The organism is Vibrio sp. HB236076 (assembly GCF_040957575.1).
Lineage (GTDB): Bacteria > Pseudomonadota > Gammaproteobacteria > Enterobacterales > Vibrionaceae > Vibrio.
Genome location: NZ_CP162601.1, coordinates 2,309,789 through 2,326,714 on the forward strand (window position 1 = coordinate 2,309,789; position 16,926 = coordinate 2,326,714).

A 16,926-nucleotide genomic window follows, 5' to 3' on the forward strand; every position below is an offset into this window, starting at 1 on the left:
CCCAAAAGCTCTGCTAATCTAATTTTGAGCTGCAATGGAAATGCGGCGCTCTCATTGTGATGGTAGCTCCCATTATTCCCACTATCGCCTTTGCTATTGCTACCACCATGACAAGACAATAATAACAATGCTTTGTCACTACCGACATGTTAAGGAGGCATTATGAAAACTCATATCAGCCCAACAGGTAGAATGAATTTATTATCTCAATTAGAAGTTGAAAAACTGCAAAAAACCGCAGAGAGTAACCTGTACCAGCTTTACCGCAATTGCTCACTCGCCGTATTAAACTCAGGCAGCCACACCGACAGCTCTAAAGAGTTACTGGATAAATACCGCGATTTTGATATCGAAGTGATACGTCGTGAGCGCGGAATAAAACTCGAACTCAACGCCCCGCCAGAGCACTCTTTTGTCGATGATGAAATCATAAAAGGCATTCAAGATCATTTAATTTCGGTGTTGCGTGACATCGTTTATGTCAACATGCAACTGGATGAGAATGGCCATTCAGATCACGACAATTCAGCCAACATTACTGACTTTATTTTCGGCGTGTTGCGTAACGCCGATACCTTTAAGCCTGGTCAAGATCCCAATTTAATTATTTGCTGGGGCGGGCACTCAATTAAAGCCAATGAGTATCAATACACTCGCTTGGTCGGGAATCAACTGGGCTTGAGAAAACTCGATATTTGTACCGGTTGTGGCCCAGGTGCGATGGAAGGGCCGATGAAGGGGGCCGCGATTGGTCACGCCAAACAAAGGATTGCTCCGGGGCGTTACTTAGGATTAACCGAGCCTTCTATTATCGCGGCCGAACCGCCAAACCCGATCGTCAATGAGTTGGTGATCCTACCGGATATTGAAAAGCGATTAGAAGCTTTTGTCCGCACCGGGCACGGTATTATTATCTTCCCGGGTGGTGCGGGGACGGCAGAAGAGCTGTTGTATATTCTTGGTATTATGATGCACCCAGAAAACCAAGCTCAACCCTTGCCGATTATTCTCACCGGCCCCAAAGAAAGCGCAGATTACTTTAACGCCATCGATGCCTTTATCGGCGCAACATTAGGGGATGCAGCGCGCCAGCACTATCAAATCATTATCGATGATCCTGTGTTGGTGGCAAAAACGATGAAAAACGCCATGCCAGCAATCAGAGAACATCGCAAAGCGCTTGGGGATGCTTACTTCTTTAATTGGTCATTGCATATCGAACCCGAATTTCAACAGCCGTTTGCCCCAACCCACGAGTCAATGGCCGCGCTGGACTTACACCTTGACCAACCACCTCAGTCACTGGCTGCAAATTTAAGAAGGGCTTTTTCTGGTATTGTCGCAGGTAATGTGAAAGCCGAAGGGATCTTAGAAATAGAAAAACACGGCCCCTTCGAGTTATCCGGTGACCCTGAACTGATGGCAAAAATGGACACCTTATTGGCCGATTTTGTTCGTCAAGATCGCATGAAACTGCCAGGAGGGAGTGCCTACCAACCTTGTTATGTGATTAAAAAAGATCATTGACGGATTCATGAACCTTAATTTAGCGACGCGTAAAGTCTACTCCAAGGCTTATCCAAGTCGCCAAGATTCGCTACAATAGAGCTTTCGGGCTCTATTTTTTTGTTAGGAAGGTTATGTCTATCCATTTGGTTATCATTGATGCGTTAAATCTCATTCGCCGCGTTCACAGCGCTCAACCCGATGAAAAAGACATAGAGCGAACCATTGCCACGACGTCACGCACGTTAGATAAAATAGTTAACCAGGCCCAACCCAGCCATTGGATCGCAGTGTTTGATCATCACCTATCCGATAGAGGGTGGCGAGCAGAGTGTTTACCCAGCTACAAGCAAAATCGCAAGCCAATGCCATTGCCATTGCAACAAGGCTTAGACGCCATTCAAGAAGCGTGGTGGCAAAAAGGATTAGATTCGTTGCTTAGCGAGGGTGACGAAGCCGATGACCTAGTGGCAACCTTAGCAACGAAAGTCGCTAATCACCAAGAAAAGGTCACTATTGTCTCTACCGATAAAGGCTACTGCCAACTGTTATCACCACACCTACAAATCCGTGATTACTTTCAAAACCGCTGGTTAGACGTCCCTTTTATCGCTCAAGAGTTCGGGGTTAAGCCACAGCAACTGCCAGACTATTGGGGCTTGGCTGGCGTCAGTTCTAGTCAGATCCCCGGGGTGCCAGGCATTGGTCCTAAAGCCGCCAAAGCGATTCTCAATCAGTATCAAGATATCGAACAAGCTTATCAAGATGAACACCTTGAGGCGAAATACCGAAAAAAACTGGAGCCTTATATCGAGCAAGCCAGAGCTTGTCGACAGGTATCAAGATTAAAAACCGATGTGCCTCTTGGGTTTAACTTACAAGATTTAAGAATCGAAAACTAAACCTTGTCACAAGCTTGTTCATGAAAAGAAGGGGCATTTTGAAAACACCCAGCGAGCTGGATACACAAGCTCGCTGTTAACAGTGGTGGCAGGTTAACACTAAAACGAGGCAATTTTAGACAAACACTGGACATGCACGGTAATTTCTTCGCGATCATGGTACAGATGCTTGGCCTGTAAACGGTATTTAATTCCGTGTTCATGCAGGTATTCTTTTAGATTTTCAATATCTTGCAATACTTCATCATAACGGCCTTTCATCGGCAGTTTTAAGTTAAACAGCGCCTCTTTCGCCCAGCCTTTTCGCAACCACTCACCCATCAAGTGCGCTACTCGGGCCGGCTTTTCTATCATATCGCAAACAATCCAAGTGACGTTTTTACGCGGCGGCTCAAATTTGAAACCGTCAACTTGGTGGTGCTGTATCTGACCGGTTTCCATTAAGCTGTCCGCCATCATGCCATTGTCAACACAGTGGACGAACATCGAACGCTTAACCAATTGGTACGTCCACCCACCTGGGCACGCACCTAGGTCGACGCCCCACATCCCCGGTGCTAACCGTGTGTCCCACTCCTCTTTAGGGATGAAGACGTGAAAAGCTTCTTCCAGTTTTAGGGTCGAGCGACTCGGCGCATCTGCGGGAAATTTCAATCTCGGGATTCCCATGTAAAACGCTGAGTTATTATTGCTGAGTGAGTACCCCACAAAGCCGTGGCCAGGCGCGATAAAACACAAATGGACAACCGGCAGTTTACTGTTGTCTTTACTGCTTAATAACCCCTTACCGCGCAGGGCTTGACGCAGTGGCACGGTAAATTTGCGACAAAACTTAGACAGCTCTTTGGCCTCATTGGTATCGGGCATTTCGACCCGTAACTCACCGCCTTGAGGAAAGTCATCGACTTCCGATAACGCCTCAAGTATCGGGCTAATGCGATCGTCACTAGGCAACTGAGCCAACTCTGCCGCGACAACAAACATTTGACGAGCAAAAATCAAACTTTGAAAATCAATTTGTTCCGCCAATCTTGCCGCTTCTTGATCTTGATAACACTCAAAAATCACATAACCGCTATTTTTTTTCAGGCGCGGGAAACCATAAATACCCAATTGTGAAGCGCGGTCTTGTATCTCGCCCGCGCAATCTTTTTCAAAGCCAGCACGGCAATACAACATCAATTTTTTCACGTTTTTACCTCTTATGATTTCCACAGTGCCCAAGCGAAACGCAGCCAGCCGACAACAAACATCAGGCCGCCAAGCGGCGTAATAGGACCAAACCAGGTTTGCTGTGTCAAGGCTAACGCGTATAAGCTGCCACTAAAACAAAAGACGCCGATGATAAAACAAAGCGCCGCATAAAAGAAACCTTTTTGGCGGTTAAGTGACGAGGCTTGGTTGGCAAAAACACCGCACAGCAAAGCGCCAATACTGTGTATAAAATGATAATGAACCCCGGTTTGATACGCGTCTAACTGCTGCGGATTTAACACATTCGCCAAACCATGGGCACCAAAAGCCCCCAACAAAACAGCAACCGCACAAAGACAAGCCGCCAATCCATACAGTTTATTATTGTTCATCATATTGCTTCTTAATAAAGTGACTGAGCCATTCAACAGCCTGAATTAAATTCTCTTCTTCGCTGACACCAGAGCGTTTTCTCGGCGTAAAGCTGTGGTCGCCATCGGTGAGGTATTGCACCTCAACACAGGGAGACAATGAGTAATCAGCCACCTCTTCAACACGGCCAAAAGCGTCTCTTTCCCCTTGTAAGATCAAGGTCGGTTTAACGATACTCGCCAAGTGTTCACCTTTGTATTTTTCCGGCTTACCAGGTGGATGAAAGGGGAACCCCAAACAAGCCACCGCCAACACTTGCTCATCTTCGGCGAGCAAAGAGGCCATTCTGCCCCCCATTGACTTACCGCCAATCACAATCGGTCCCTTTTGGGCATACTCTGTAATGATCTGCCGATAGGCCTCAAGAAGTTTTGGGGCTCGGTCTGGCGGTCTCTTACGGCCATCTTTTTCACGTTGTATCATGTACGGAAAGTTAAAACGCACGACTTTAATGCCTCTTTGCGCCAATAACTTAGCAATCGTCGTCATAAACGAATGATCCATCCCCGCGCCAGCCCCATGGGCAAAAATAAAAGTGTAAGGTGACGTATCGCCATCAATTTTTGGTTGCATCATCGAGTGACTCCTCTTGCTCTCTTTGAGTCGTGGTGATCATCCAATCTCGAAATGTCGCAATTCTGGGCATCTCAGCTTGGTTTTCGTGGCAGACTAAATAAAAGGCATTGTCGGTAAACAGCACTTCATCAAATGGGGCTATCAAGCGCCCAGATGACAAATCCGTTTTCGCCAAGACACTGTTAGCCAATGCTATGCCTTGACCAAGTGCAGCGGCCTGTAACACCATGGTTGAATGACTAAAAATCGGCCCTTGATTGACCATCACCTGCGCTATTGCTTTTTGTTTGACAAACTGTTGCCAGGCTTTTCGCGAACCGTCGTGTAATAAAGTGTGATGTCTCAAGTCAGCAAGCTGAGTTAAGGGTTTGTCATCTTCTAGTAGACTTGGGGCACACACCGGGATCAAAAACTCTTGGTAAAGCTTATAGGCTCGAACATTTGACCATTGGCCTCGTCCGTAATAGATAGCCACATCGACATCGTCTGTTAGCGAACCTTCTTCAACATCTTGCGCTTTGATACGCACATCAATATCGGGTTGTTGACGATTAAAATCGGCCAACCTCGGCACCAGCCAGTGGATAGCAAAGCTCGGTGGCAGGCTAATGGTCAAGGTGCCTTTTTCACTGCGCTCGAGAACCTTATCCGTCGCCTCACCTATCGCTTTAATAATATCTTTGATGTCGAGGAAATAACTTTGCCCCTCTTCAGTTAACAGCAAAGCTCGATTTTTACGCCGAAACAGCTTGATCGACAAAAAGGCTTCTAAGGTTTTAATTTGGTGACTCACGGCGGCTTGAGTGACAAAGAGCTCTTCCGCTGCGCGCGTAAAACTCAAATGACGAGCAGCAGCTTCAAACACTCTCAAGGCGTTGAGTGGCGGTAATCGACGAGACATAGATTTACTCAAAGATTAGTTTTTCTTATGCGAAGCATTATAAATTGTCGATTGTGATAAAGCCATAATAATTCTATATTCTGCCCCGCAACCTAGTTAAGCGACAACTTTGTCATTTACTCCTGTGTTGCGATGTTGTGTTTGCAAACTCGTATTTCGAGTTAAGTAGCTTTGCTACTACTGATGAAGCTAAGTCTCTACTTACTTTCATCTTACTTCCTGTATTTATTTTTTGACCTGTCTGTCAAAGTTTTTTACGCCACCTATTTTATAGGTGGCGTTTTTTTTATTGTCTCACTGAACGAACTACCAATCCACCGCGCTTCACTCTGCGCTTAACCTTATTTAATCAGATGAATAAATATAATCCTTTTTAACGTAGACTGGTTTGTTGTTATCAAGCTTTATCGGCGTACTTGCAACAATAAAAAAGCCGCGAAAGTGACTTCGCGGCTCGGGTGTCGAATTATTTATCCATCACAATTTAGTGAGGTCGGTACACTTTGACGTTGTGAAAGCCTTGCTCTTGCAGATACAAAGCCTGCAAGCGACTCATCACACCGCGATCACAATATAACAAGTATTCTTTACTCTGATCCAAATCGCCAAATTGAGTGGCTAACTTGTAAAATGGAATGTGCTTCACTTCGCATTGGTCAAGCTCTAATGGCTGCTCATCTTCTTCCTCAGGGCTGCGAATATCCAATACCACGGCATCATTTTGAAGTTGAGAGACTTGTTCAACTTCTGGGGCGGCCTGTTGAGCTTGCTCTGCGATCTCGCGAATGTCCATGATGCGGGCGTCGTAAACCACCTGATCAAGAATGGCAAAATCAAAATGGCTTTCTTCCGCTTCGAGTTTATCTTGACGGGCTTTTACCGTCGGCTTTTTAGATATAACCCCGCAGTACTCAGGCATGGTTTTGGCGAAGTCTTCCGTGCCGATAGTACGCGCTAGATTAATAATGTCTTCTTTGTCCCAGTTGATTAAAGGACGTAAGATCAAACTGTCTGTCACATTGTCTATCATACGCAAGTTCGTCAGGGTTTGGCTCGACACTTGCCCCAATGCTTCGCCGGTCACCAAGGCTTGAATACCAAATTTATCGGCGATTTTGCCCGCAGCGCGCATGAACATACGCTTGAGGACGACGCCCATTTGGCCATCGTCAACTTTCTCAAGAATTTCTGCGACAACCGGTTCAAAGTCGACAGAGATAAATTTCACCTTAGCCGATGAACCAAATTTATTCCACAAGTAATGCGCCACTTGTTTTACGCCAATCTCATGGGCTGGGCCACCCAAGTTAAAGAAACAGTAATGCACTTTTGATCCGCGCTTGATGTGTAAGTAACTCGACACACCCGAGTCAAAACCACCAGAAATCAAACTCAGTACATCCTCTTGAGTCCCTAACGGAAAACCGCCCAACCCTTTATGGCGCGCAATGACTTGATCTAAAATGTCGTTGGTCACTTCAATATTGATCGTTACGTCTGGGTTTTTAAGCTTGACTTTGGCACTTTCAATCGCTTGATTTAAACCGCCGCCGACATAACGCTCAAGCTCAATAGAGGTAAAGTCGTGCTTGCCGCGACGCTTGGCGCGAACGACAAACGTTTTATTGTCTAACTGCGCTTGATTGGTTTCCAAAACTTGCTCGAAGATATTGTGCATATCGGTAAATTGCGATTGCTTGACTTCGAGAACGTGATGAATACCTGGCGTGTGAGTCAAAATTTCGATGACCTGTTCATAATAGTCATGACTTTCTGAACTTACTTCGATGTGGTCACGACGATTAAAAACTGCCACAGAACGCGTACGGCGCTTAATAATATTACGAAGGTTGCATTCTAGAATCCTTGTGAAACGCTTACGAACCGATTCACTTTTCACAAAAATTTCCGGATGGGGTCTAACAATTAATTTCATAATATTTTTCGCTAATCATAACAGGCTAGATAGTACGTCAAAGGCGGTTTTGTCGAACGACCAATCGCCGGTAGAAAACCGCAGCGACAATATATAAAACATGGATAACAAACCAATCAAAAGTACAATCTGGCTAAATTCGCTTTATGGCGAACGCACTTTTTAGGTTATCGACCGTTTCATCGCCTACGCAACCGGCCATAATCACAGAACGGCAGCGCCTATTGGTACAAGACAAAGCATAACAAAGACACTCAAGGGCGCGAATTATACACGAGTCAGCAAGGATAAAAAAGCGAGCCGTGATGACTCGCTGTGAAATGAGTTAATTATCACTTAACGGTGGAATGTCAGGCACTTCTTCGCTGTAAAGAGGTTTACCTTGTAAAATACTGATTTCAACCCGTCGATTTCGAGCACGGTTGGCAGGGGTATCATTCGCCACCAACGGCTCAGTATCAGCCATGCCTCTAACTTGTAACCTTTGGTGATCGAAGCCGGGAACCTTGTCCATTTCCTGAGCAACTGAGACAGCTCGCTGAGAAGACAAGTCCCATTTAGAGCGATAAAGCTCAGACTCTAATGGCTGGTTATCCGTATGACCTGACACGCGAATCATACCCGGCACATCGTTAACCAATTCAGCGATCTGTCGGACTAGAGGGCGAAACTTGGGTTGTAAAAATGCCGAACCTTCGGGAAATGCCCCTTTTTCTCGCAAGCGTATCACAATTTGCTGACCTAAATTCTCCACTTCGATCGCGCCTTGATCGATTTCGCGCTGAAGGGCTTTTTTAATGCTCTCAACGGTCGTATCTAACTCTTCTGATTGTTGTGCTTGCTGCTGGGCTTGTTGTTGCTGTTGCTCCGCTTGTTCATTTTGGTTGGCATTGGTGGAGTTTTCTGGCGATTGGCCACCGGTTAACTTGCCTTCATCGCGCTTGGTTCCCCCCGCCTTATCGGATTCTCCATCGTGAAAATCAAGTGTTTTTTGTGTCACGTCAATGGTCTGCTGCATGATGACATCAATGGGGGTCGGTTCAGGGCGACCAGGTCGAAACTCTTGAGCAATCACACTGGTTCCTTTGGGAATGTCTTTTACTTCCAAACGGTTTTGCACCCCGAAAGCAAATTTCATTGAGCCGGCAATTTGTTTGAATTTGAGTACGTCCATTTCAGAAAAAGACAAGAGAAGAACGAAAAAGCACATCAGCAATGCCATCAAATCAGAAAACGTTCCCATCCAAGCCGGCAGGCCTGGCGGTGGACATTTACAGTTGTTTTCTTCATCCATTATCTGATCTCCTCGCCTTTACTCCGCATCATCAAGTGCGCGTTTCCCTTCGTTGAGGTAATTTTTTAAGTAACTGTCAATCACACGAGGGTTTTGACCATCTTGTATGGCCAAGACTCCATCCATGATCAAGCGTCGATTCAGGGTTTCTTGTTCTCGACGCAGTGACAATTTATCGGCAATGGGGAAAAACACCATGTTCGACATCATGGCGCCATACAGGGTCGTTAGCAAGGCCACCGCCATCGCAGGGCCGATGGATTTCGGATCGGACATATTAGACAGCATGGCCACCAGACCAACGAGGGTACCAATCATTCCCATCGCCGGCGCCACATCGGCAAATGCGGTAAACACTTTGGTGCCTTTTTCGTGTCGCTCATCGGTAAGTGCTATGTCTTTTTGCATCGCGGCACGTACCACATCCGCATCGTGCCCATCGACAAGTAAGTCAATGCCCTTGCGCATAAAACTGTTGGTGATTTCCATTTCTTCGAGCGCCAAAAAGCCACCTTTACGAGCCGCATCGGCCATTTCTACGATGGTGGCAATTAAGTTTTCAGGCTCATCGGTTTTAAACATAAACGCCTTGATGGCAATTTTGGACGCGGCAAAAAACTGCCCCATGGTAAATTTCATCAATACCACAAAGGCTGAGCCGCCAATCACAATTAACAAAGATGTAGTATCGACAAACATACTGATGCTGCCGCCAAGAATCATCGCCATGATGATAAAAGCAAAACTACCGATCAAACCAATTAAAGTGGCTAAATCCACACGCGCTCCTTGTTTTTCATTGCCAAAGGTCGATATTTCTTAGTGTAACTCTATTATCGGCAAACGGAATGGAAAATTTACTAAAATTCAATGTAATCCATTCTATTTTATTCAATCACCGGTGTGAAATGCTTCACTCTATATCACGGTACAGGTTAGAATGTTGGCCGTGATGATGGCGGCCTATAATGGTTTGGTGCATTTCGCTATACTAAGAGCCCGGCAATGGCCACTCAAAACGGCATGAATTGCCGACAAACACCCAGACATCGTAGCCGTAGGCCATCAATAGGACTTTTGCTGCTTCCGAACTGAGTTTTCATCTCATCGATTTGCAAAGTCAATCTCAGACAACGATCAAGGTAAATACCATGGCGACGAAAAAACCCGACAACATGACATTTGAAGCGGCAATCACTGAACTCGATGGTATTGTTGAACAATTAGAACAAGGTGATTTACCCCTTGAAGACGCGCTTAAGCAATTTGAACGTGGTATTGCGCTGGCTCGCTCTGGCCAATCTAAACTCAGCCAAGCAGAGCAACGCGTCAGTATATTGCAGCAACAACACGATCAGGAATTGACTCCTTTTCATATCGACAATGACGATGAGTAATGCCGCGATGCTCTCTTCATTAACGCATTATCAAACGCGTAACAACCAACAACTCGAACAATGGCTAGCGGATCTTCCCACACCGCACTCTTCCCTCACTCAAGCGATGCGTTACGGGTTATTGCTCGGCGGCAAGCGCATTCGACCGGCTCTGGTGTACATGACGGGTCAGCTCTTTGGCTGCGCTGAACAAGACTTAGATACCCCGGCAAGCGCCATCGAGTGTATTCATGCTTATTCGTTGATCCACGATGATTTACCGGCCATGGACGACGACGATTTGCGTCGCGGCCAGGCCACGTGTCACGTGCAATTTGACGAGGCCACGGCAATATTAACTGGCGATGCACTGCAAACTCTGGCTTTTACTATTTTAGCCCGCGGCCCATTAGATAAGAACGCCGAGCCCAACCGCATTGCGATGATTGAAAAATTGGCTTTTGCCTCTGGCGCCCAAGGGATGTGTATGGGACAGGCACTGGATTTACAAGCAGAGGGTAAATCTATCTCTCTTGCAAAATTAGAAACCATACACAGAATGAAAACCGGGGCTCTGATCCGCTGCGCGGTTCAACTTGGTGCCTTGGCAGCCGGTGAGAGAGGCAGCGCACATCTTGAAGAGTTAGAACACTACGCTGACGCAATTGGGTTAGCTTTTCAAGTTCAAGATGATATCCTTGATATCACTAGCGATACACAAACCTTGGGTAAGCCTCAAGGCTCAGATCTCGCCGCCAATAAAAGTACCTATCCCGCGTTACTGGGCTTAGAGGGAGCCAAGCAAAAAGCGCAATCACTGGTTGATGATGCCTTACAAGCCTTGGCAAACATCCCATACGATACTCAATTACTGGAAGATTTCGCCCGATTTATTGTCGAGCGCAATAACTAAACAAACAAGCGCGCACCGTCTATGACACTTGATATTTCTAAGTACCCTATGCTTGCTCTGGCCAATACGCCAGAAGAGCTTCGCCAATTACCGAAAGAGTCTTTGCCTAAGGTCTGTGAAGAGCTCAGAAACTACTTACTCAACTCAGTGAGCCAGTCGAGTGGCCATTTTGCTTCTGGACTAGGCGCCGTCGAACTGACTGTCGCTTTACACTACGTCTACCAAACCCCTTATGACAAACTGATTTGGGATGTCGGACACCAAGCTTATCCTCATAAAATTCTCACTGGTCGCCGCGAAAAAATAGCCACCATTCGCAAAAAAGACGGGTTGCATCCCTTCCCATGGCGCGATGAAAGCGAGTACGACACCTTGTCTGTCGGTCACTCGTCAACCTCCATCAGTGCCGCATTAGGCTTGGCCATCAGCGCAGATCGCAATGGTGAAGATCGCAAAGTGGTCAGTGTGATTGGCGATGGTGCCATTACCGCTGGCATGGCCTTTGAAGCGATGAACCACGCCGGTGACATCAAGCCCAATATGCTGGTCATCCTCAATGATAACGAAATGTCGATTTCAGAAAACGTTGGGGCGTTGAACAACCACTTGGCGCAATTGCTGTCTGGGAGCTTGTACACATCGATTCGCGAAAGCGGTAAAAAAGTCCTCTCCGGCTTGCCACCCATCAAAGAATTTGCCAAGCGCACCGAAGAGCACCTCAAAGGGATGGTGGCGCCCGGCACTCTCTTTGAAGAGTTGGGGTTTAATTACATCGGCCCTGTCGATGGTCACGATGTCAATGAACTGGTCAAGACTCTGCGCAACATGCGCGAGCTCAAAGGGCCACAATTTCTTCATATTATGACCAAAAAAGGCAAAGGGTATGCACCGGCCGAAAACGATCCGATTGGTTATCACGCCGTTCCTAAGTTTGATCTCGACCAGCAACAATTACCCAAAAGCAGCAGCGCTAAACCCACTTTCTCTGCTATTTTTGGCCAATTTTTGTGTGATATGGCTAAAATCGATCGCGACTTAATGGCCATTACCCCAGCCATGCGTGAAGGCTCGGGTATGGTTGAATTCTCAAAACGCTTCCCTCAGCAGTATTTTGATGTCGCGATTGCAGAGCAACACGCAGTGACCTTAGCGACGGGTTTGGCTCTTGGTGGCAAAAAACCCATCGTGGCGATTTATTCCACCTTTTTACAACGAGGTTATGATCAACTTATTCACGATGTCGCGATCATGAACTTACCCGTGATGTTTGCCATCGACCGAGCAGGTCTGGTCGGCGCTGATGGACAAACTCACCAAGGGGCATTTGATATTAGCTTTTTACGCTGTATCCCCAACCTCGTGATAATGACGCCAAGTGATGAAAATGAGTGCCGACAGATGCTCTACACCGGTCATCAACACCCTGGCCCAAGTGCGGTACGCTACCCAAGGGGCGCGGGCATGGGCGCGGCAATCGATAAAGACTTTACTGCACTCCCCCTTGGCAAGGCTCGTACCGTACGCCAAGGCAGCAACCTTGCCATTCTTAACTTTGGTCCTTTACTTCCCTATGCCATAGAAGCGGCTGAAGCGCTCAATGCGAGTGTCATCGATATGCGTTTTGTCAAACCCCTCGACGAAGCATTGCTGCTTGAAGTTGCTCAGCAGCATGAAACATTAGTGACATTAGAAGAAAACGCCATCGCAGGTGGTGCAGGCTCTGCTGTTAATGAGTGTTTGATGAAAAACAAACAGCGCAACCAGGTGTTAAACCTTGGCCTTCCTGATCACTTTATTCATCAAGGTACGCAAGAAGAGTTGTATCAAGAACTCGAGTTAGATGGCGAAGGGATTCAACGCGCCATTTTGCGCTACCTCGCCGATTAACCCTGTTTGGTGTCCCCCTCAGTCAGGGGCCATGGTGTATCGTAACGAAGGCGCCGGTATCACAACGCACATGATACCGGCGCCTTTTTCATCACCATCACGCTCTAGTGGTCATTGATACCAATCTGATTAAGTATGTGGTCAATGATAGCGCAGGATCAAGCTTGAGAACAAGGCAAGAAAATACAGTTAGTCTTTGTTTTACAAGTTATTTTCTTAACGATGTTATCGAGTTTTTTAACCAGTTAGGGTGACCAGCTATTTAGTTAGATTGGTATTACCACCAACCGGCATATTGAGCAATCGCAAGTAAGCACAAGGCCGAGACCACACCCGCGACAATATCGTCGACCATGATGCCGAGTCCGCCGTGAACCTTTTTATCTAGCCATGAGATTGGCCAAGGTTTTAACATATCGAAAAAGCGAAACAGCACGAAGCCTGTGAGCCAATAGTGCCAATCCAACACCGATGGAGCATAGAAGATTACCGGGAGCATGGTGATCCAAAACCCCGCAAACTCGTCCCACACAATCGAACCGTGATCATGCACGCCCATATCGCGCGCGGTAATATCACAAATTTTCACCCCGACGACACAGGCAAGGCCGACAATCAAAGCATAAAAAGCCGGACTAAGGCCACTCAACAACAGAGCGAATGGCACCGATGCCAAGGTGCCCATTGTACCGGGAACCCAAGGTGATAAGCCGCTGCCAAAGCCAATGGCCAACAGATGCCATGGGTTAGACATCGACAGTTTTTGTTTTGGGTTATTCATCAAGCTGCCCTTTAAAATGATCAAAGCCCTGTACCGACTGCTCAAATGGCTTATCATTTAATCGACACTCTAACCCCGCCTGACCGCGGATCTGGCCAATACAGGTAACCGGGGTCGCGGTATGGGCCAGTGCTTGTTCGAGTTGCTCGCGGTGGTAGTCTGGCAAAGTAAAGCACAGCTCATACTCTTCTCCGCTGTTCAAAGCGTATTGATAAGCCTGTTCACTGCCGCGGCAAAACGCTTGCAGCTCACTCGATACAGGAATTTGCTCAACATTGATTAAAGCACCGACATTGGAGCGCTGTAAAATATGCGATAAATCGGCCAACAAACCATCGGAAATATCAATAGCAGCAGTGGCATAGCGAGTCAAAGATTGGCCAGCGAGAATACGTGGCGTACGCATAAAATGCTGACGCTCTAAATGTTCGGCAAAAGGTTGGCTTTTTAATTCAGGCTTGAGAATCACCTCTAAGCCCGCTTGGCTATCCCCTAAATGGCCAGTCACGTAAATCCAATCTCCTGGCTCTGCACCGTGGCGTGTCAAGGCCTGATCTTTACCCACGACGCCCTGTACCGTTAACGTTATGGACAAAGGCCCTTTTGTGGTATCACCGCCTATCAATTGAATATCAAAATAATCGGCTAACTCAAAAAAGGCTTGGCAAAAGGCAGCCATCCAAGGCTCATCTAATTTAGGTAAGGTCAAAGCCAGTGACGCCCAGGTCGGCGTCGCTCCCATGGCGGCGAGATCACTGAGGTTGGCTGCTAATGCCTTATGTGCCAACCAGGCTGGATTGGCATCGGGCAAGAAGTGTGTACCCGCAACTAAAGTGTCGGTAGTCACAGCAATATGGCAGTCTTTCGGTGGAATCACTAATGCGCAGTCATCGCCGGCCGCAAGAGCAACATCTTTGCGCTGGCGTTGTTTACCAACGAGGTATTTTTCAATTAGGTCAAACTCTCCAAGCATGTTCATCCCATTCTTCATTCAAAAAAAAGACCAGCGATTGCTGGTCTCTATACATCATTATATCTTATTTTTTGCGTACATGGGGTGCCGCTTTATCCAACACACCATTGATGAACTTATGACTGTCTTCTGCAGCAAACACTTTAGCCAGTTCAATGGCCTCATTTATTACTACTTTATAAGGAACGTCCTCACGGCGCGTCATTTCGTACATCGCCAAACGCAGCAGTGCTAACTCCATTTGATCTAAGTCTTGCATAGGACGTGAAACAAATGGTCGCAACTTGCTATCGAGCTCTTGGTGGCTCAAAACCACACCGGTTAATAAATCGCGAAAATAATCAACGTCTGTCTCTGGTGCATGAAGCGCAGGTTCAGATACGTGGTGCTCTTCTTCATCGTACTTATCACCAGAGAGAAATTGCTCTTCAATAGTGGCAACATTTTCTTTTGTAATTTGCCAAGAATAAATCGCTTGCAAAGCAAATTGACGTGCATTTCGACGTGCGGCTGGTTTCACACTGGCCCCCATTAGGAATCTATTTCAGATAAAACATTAATCATTTCAAGTGCGCTAAGTGCAGCTTCTGCACCCTTATTACCAGCCTTGGTTCCTGCGCGTTCGATCGCCTGATCGATAGTATCAACGGTTAGCACACCAAAAGCGACAGGCAAGCTGAACTCTAGTGATACTTGTGCTAATCCTTTGTTCATTTCACTACAAACATAGTCAAAGTGAGGTGTACCACCACGGATCACTGAGCCCAGTGAAACGATAGCGTCAAACTTACCGGTCTTTGCAACGCGCTGAGCAACTAATGGCAACTCAACGGCACCTGGGCAACGGACAACGGTAATATTGTCTTCGCTGATCTGTCCATGGCGTTTCAAAGTGTCGATAGCACCTGACAGCAAACTTTCGTTAATAAAACTGTTAAAACGAGAAATAACGATCGCAATTTTTGCTTGTGGCGCTGGGAAGCCACCCTCGATCACTTTCATAAACTTTCCTTTAACTCTGTTCAACTAGTGAGAATCGCCGGATTCTAGCACAAACTCAAGGCGAATATCTATTGATATTTCCGGCAACGTCATTTAAATCACAATGCTTGAAAGCAGTGCCAGACTGCTTTCAAGTCCATTTATTCACACACGTACTCGACCACGTTCAAGCCAAAGCCACCCAAAGCGTGGTACTTTTTGTTGACGGAAGACAGTAAGCGCATATCCTTAATACCAAGGTCGGAAAGAATTTGTGAGCCCACCCCAACACGACGCGATGTGCCTTGCTTTTTGGCGGTCGCCGGCGCTTGGCCTTTGTCTTGCTGTTCAAAGATTTTTACCCGATGTAAAATCAGCTCTGGGCTTTCTTGATTACCCAAAATGACGAGTACTCCGCCCTCTTGTCCGATGCGTTGCATGGCTTGTTCTAGCCCCCAACTGCGTTCGGTATTGCGATCGCTGCGCAACAAATCGGTAAAGGTATCTTGCAAGTGCACGCGCACCAAAGGCGCTTCATCGGTCAATGGGCCTTTGACCAAAGCGTAGTGAATTTGCTGATCAATAATGTCTTGGTAAGTCACCAGCTCAAACTCACCAAATTCGGTCGGCAAGCGACAACTTGCCACACGCTGAATCGTGGTTTCGGTATTATTGCGGTACTCGATCAAATCGGCAATGGTGCCCAATTTAATGCCGTGCTGCTGTGCAAACACTTCCAGATCTGGGCGACGAGCCATACTGCCGTCTTCTTTTAAGATTTCTACAATCACACCCGCAGGCTCTAGCCCCGCAAGACGAGCCAAATCGCACCCCGCTTCCGTGTGACCAGCGCGAACCAAAACACCGCCATCTTGAGCGGTTAAAGGAAAAATATGGCCAGGCTGAACCAGATCGGCCGCTCGGGCATCTTTGGCCACTGCCGCTTGGACTGTGCGCGCGCGATCTGCAGCAGAAATACCGGTCGTCACGCCTTCTGCGGCCTCAATAGACACAGTAAACGCCGTCGAGAATTGCGCATTGTTATCTTGTACCATCGGCGGTAAGCCCAATCGATGGCAGCGTTCATGAGTCAGAGTCAAACAAATTAATCCTCTGCCATGGGTCGCCATAAAATTGATCGCTTCAGGTGTGACATGTTCAGCAGCCATGATGATGTCGCCTTCATTTTCGCGATCTTCATCATCCATCAAAATGACCATTTTACCTTGACGAATATCTTCAATTATTTCTTCTGGAGTACTGATCGACATGTC

The 16,926-nt window shown here is 46.9% G+C and carries 17 protein-coding genes; 5 read left to right on the forward strand and 12 right to left on the reverse strand.

Going from position 1 to position 16,926, the window contains the following annotated elements; translation table 11 throughout:
- Positions 1-162 precede the first annotated feature (162 nt).
- Positions 163-1,527, forward strand: coding sequence for a nucleotide 5'-monophosphate nucleosidase PpnN (gene ppnN / locus AB0763_RS10115; protein WP_306100804.1), 1,365 nt, complete (start codon positions 163-165; stop codon positions 1,525-1,527).
- Positions 1,528-1,640: 113 nt separating this feature from the next.
- Positions 1,641-2,408, forward strand: coding sequence for a flap endonuclease Xni (gene xni, locus AB0763_RS10120; protein ID WP_306100803.1), 768 nt, complete (start codon positions 1,641-1,643; stop codon positions 2,406-2,408).
- A gap of 99 nt (positions 2,409-2,507) precedes the next feature.
- Here xni and rlmM read toward each other — a convergent pair whose 3' ends face one another.
- The 7 genes from rlmM to pomA all read right to left on the reverse strand — a co-directional run bounded on the left by rlmM (position 2,508) and on the right by pomA (position 9,521).
- Positions 2,508-3,599, reverse strand: coding sequence for a 23S rRNA (cytidine(2498)-2'-O)-methyltransferase RlmM (rlmM, locus tag AB0763_RS10125; RefSeq protein WP_306100802.1), 1,092 nt, complete (start codon positions 3,597-3,599; stop codon positions 2,508-2,510).
- An 11-nt stretch (positions 3,600-3,610) separates the two neighbouring features.
- On the reverse strand, positions 3,611-3,994 hold the full coding sequence (locus AB0763_RS10130) for a DUF423 domain-containing protein (protein ID WP_306100854.1): 384 nt from the start codon (positions 3,992-3,994) through the stop codon (positions 3,611-3,613).
- Positions 3,984-4,610, reverse strand: a complete 627-nt coding sequence (locus AB0763_RS10135; RefSeq protein WP_306100801.1) for an alpha/beta fold hydrolase — start codon at positions 4,608-4,610, stop codon at positions 3,984-3,986. Before AB0763_RS10135 ends, AB0763_RS10130 begins: the two co-directional genes overlap by 11 nt.
- Positions 4,591-5,511, reverse strand: coding sequence for a transcriptional regulator GcvA (locus AB0763_RS10140; RefSeq protein ID WP_306100800.1), 921 nt, complete (start codon positions 5,509-5,511; stop codon positions 4,591-4,593). The genes AB0763_RS10135 and AB0763_RS10140 overlap by 20 nt, the downstream gene beginning before the upstream one ends.
- A 484-nt stretch (positions 5,512-5,995) precedes the next feature.
- Positions 5,996-7,447, reverse strand: coding sequence for a tRNA uracil 4-sulfurtransferase ThiI (gene thiI / locus AB0763_RS10145; protein ID WP_306100799.1), 1,452 nt, complete (start codon positions 7,445-7,447; stop codon positions 5,996-5,998).
- 325 nt (positions 7,448-7,772) lie between these two features.
- Positions 7,773-8,741: a flagellar motor protein MotB gene (locus AB0763_RS10150; RefSeq protein ID WP_306100798.1), complete on the reverse strand. Its 969-nt coding sequence runs from the start codon at positions 8,739-8,741 to the stop codon at positions 7,773-7,775.
- A gap of 18 nt (positions 8,742-8,759) precedes the next feature.
- On the reverse strand, positions 8,760-9,521 hold the full coding sequence (gene pomA / locus AB0763_RS10155) for a flagellar motor protein PomA (protein WP_306100797.1): 762 nt from the start codon (positions 9,519-9,521) through the stop codon (positions 8,760-8,762).
- 371 nt (positions 9,522-9,892) lie between these two features.
- Between pomA and xseB the strand changes: the two genes are divergently transcribed.
- From xseB to dxs, 3 genes are read left to right on the forward strand one after another with little or no spacing between them, the layout of a single operon-like run.
- Positions 9,893-10,138 (forward strand): exodeoxyribonuclease VII small subunit, encoded by a 246-nt coding sequence (gene xseB, locus AB0763_RS10160; protein ID WP_306100796.1) that lies wholly within the window; start codon positions 9,893-9,895, stop codon positions 10,136-10,138.
- Between the two features lie 7 nt (positions 10,139-10,145).
- Positions 10,146-11,030 carry a (2E,6E)-farnesyl diphosphate synthase gene (gene ispA, locus AB0763_RS10165; protein ID WP_306100853.1) on the forward strand — a complete coding sequence of 295 codons (885 nt, stop codon included), beginning with the start codon at positions 10,146-10,148 and terminating at the stop codon, positions 11,028-11,030.
- 21 nt (positions 11,031-11,051) lie between these two features.
- Complete coding sequence (gene dxs, locus AB0763_RS10170; RefSeq protein WP_306100795.1) at positions 11,052-12,917, forward strand: 1-deoxy-D-xylulose-5-phosphate synthase; 1,866 nt, start codon at positions 11,052-11,054, stop codon at positions 12,915-12,917.
- 277 nt (positions 12,918-13,194) lie between these two features.
- Here dxs and pgpA read toward each other — a convergent pair whose 3' ends face one another.
- The 5 genes from pgpA to ribBA all read right to left on the reverse strand — a co-directional run bounded on the left by pgpA (position 13,195) and on the right by ribBA (position 16,923).
- Positions 13,195-13,698, reverse strand: coding sequence for a phosphatidylglycerophosphatase A (gene pgpA / locus AB0763_RS10175; protein ID WP_306100794.1), 504 nt, complete (start codon positions 13,696-13,698; stop codon positions 13,195-13,197).
- Positions 13,691-14,671 carry a thiamine-phosphate kinase gene (thiL, locus tag AB0763_RS10180; protein ID WP_306100852.1) on the reverse strand — a complete coding sequence of 327 codons (981 nt, stop codon included), beginning with the start codon at positions 14,669-14,671 and terminating at the stop codon, positions 13,691-13,693. Before thiL ends, pgpA begins: the two co-directional genes overlap by 8 nt.
- A gap of 64 nt (positions 14,672-14,735) precedes the next feature.
- Positions 14,736-15,203 carry a transcription antitermination factor NusB gene (nusB, locus tag AB0763_RS10185; RefSeq protein ID WP_306100793.1) on the reverse strand — a complete coding sequence of 156 codons (468 nt, stop codon included), beginning with the start codon at positions 15,201-15,203 and terminating at the stop codon, positions 14,736-14,738.
- Positions 15,203-15,673 carry a 6,7-dimethyl-8-ribityllumazine synthase gene (gene ribE, locus AB0763_RS10190; protein WP_306100792.1) on the reverse strand — a complete coding sequence of 157 codons (471 nt, stop codon included), beginning with the start codon at positions 15,671-15,673 and terminating at the stop codon, positions 15,203-15,205. The genes nusB and ribE overlap by 1 nt, the downstream gene beginning before the upstream one ends.
- A 140-nt stretch (positions 15,674-15,813) precedes the next feature.
- Positions 15,814-16,923 carry a bifunctional 3,4-dihydroxy-2-butanone-4-phosphate synthase/GTP cyclohydrolase II gene (gene ribBA, locus AB0763_RS10195; RefSeq protein ID WP_306100791.1) on the reverse strand — a complete coding sequence of 370 codons (1,110 nt, stop codon included), beginning with the start codon at positions 16,921-16,923 and terminating at the stop codon, positions 15,814-15,816.
- Between the last annotated feature and the right edge of the window lie 3 nt (positions 16,924-16,926).

Excerpts from the sequence above, each read along its gene's own strand:
- pgpA (WP_306100794.1), bottom strand. The coding sequence starts at position 13,698 with ATGAATAACCCAAAACAAAAACTGTCGATGTCTAACCCATGGCATCTG.
- dxs (WP_306100795.1), top strand. The coding sequence starts at position 11,052 with ATGACACTTGATATTTCTAAGTACCCTATGCTTGCTCTGGCCAATACG.
- ribBA (WP_306100791.1), bottom strand. The coding sequence starts at position 16,923 with ATGTCGATCAGTACTCCAGAAGAAATAATTGAAGATATTCGTCAAGGT.
- xni (WP_306100803.1), top strand. The coding sequence starts at position 1,641 with ATGTCTATCCATTTGGTTATCATTGATGCGTTAAATCTCATTCGCCGC.
- xseB (WP_306100796.1), top strand. The coding sequence starts at position 9,893 with ATGGCGACGAAAAAACCCGACAACATGACATTTGAAGCGGCAATCACT.
- thiI (WP_306100799.1), bottom strand. The coding sequence starts at position 7,447 with ATGAAATTAATTGTTAGACCCCATCCGGAAATTTTTGTGAAAAGTGAA.
- nusB (WP_306100793.1), bottom strand. The coding sequence starts at position 15,203 with ATGGGGGCCAGTGTGAAACCAGCCGCACGTCGAAATGCACGTCAATTT.
- ispA (WP_306100853.1), top strand. The coding sequence starts at position 10,146 with ATGCTCTCTTCATTAACGCATTATCAAACGCGTAACAACCAACAACTC.
- AB0763_RS10135 (WP_306100801.1), bottom strand. The coding sequence starts at position 4,610 with ATGATGCAACCAAAAATTGATGGCGATACGTCACCTTACACTTTTATT.
- AB0763_RS10150 (WP_306100798.1), bottom strand. The coding sequence starts at position 8,741 with ATGGATGAAGAAAACAACTGTAAATGTCCACCGCCAGGCCTGCCGGCT.
- ppnN (WP_306100804.1), top strand. The coding sequence starts at position 163 with ATGAAAACTCATATCAGCCCAACAGGTAGAATGAATTTATTATCTCAA.
- thiL (WP_306100852.1), bottom strand. The coding sequence starts at position 14,671 with ATGCTTGGAGAGTTTGACCTAATTGAAAAATACCTCGTTGGTAAACAA.
- ribE (WP_306100792.1), bottom strand. The coding sequence starts at position 15,673 with ATGAAAGTGATCGAGGGTGGCTTCCCAGCGCCACAAGCAAAAATTGCG.
- AB0763_RS10140 (WP_306100800.1), bottom strand. The coding sequence starts at position 5,511 with ATGTCTCGTCGATTACCGCCACTCAACGCCTTGAGAGTGTTTGAAGCT.
- AB0763_RS10130 (WP_306100854.1), bottom strand. The coding sequence starts at position 3,994 with ATGAACAATAATAAACTGTATGGATTGGCGGCTTGTCTTTGTGCGGTT.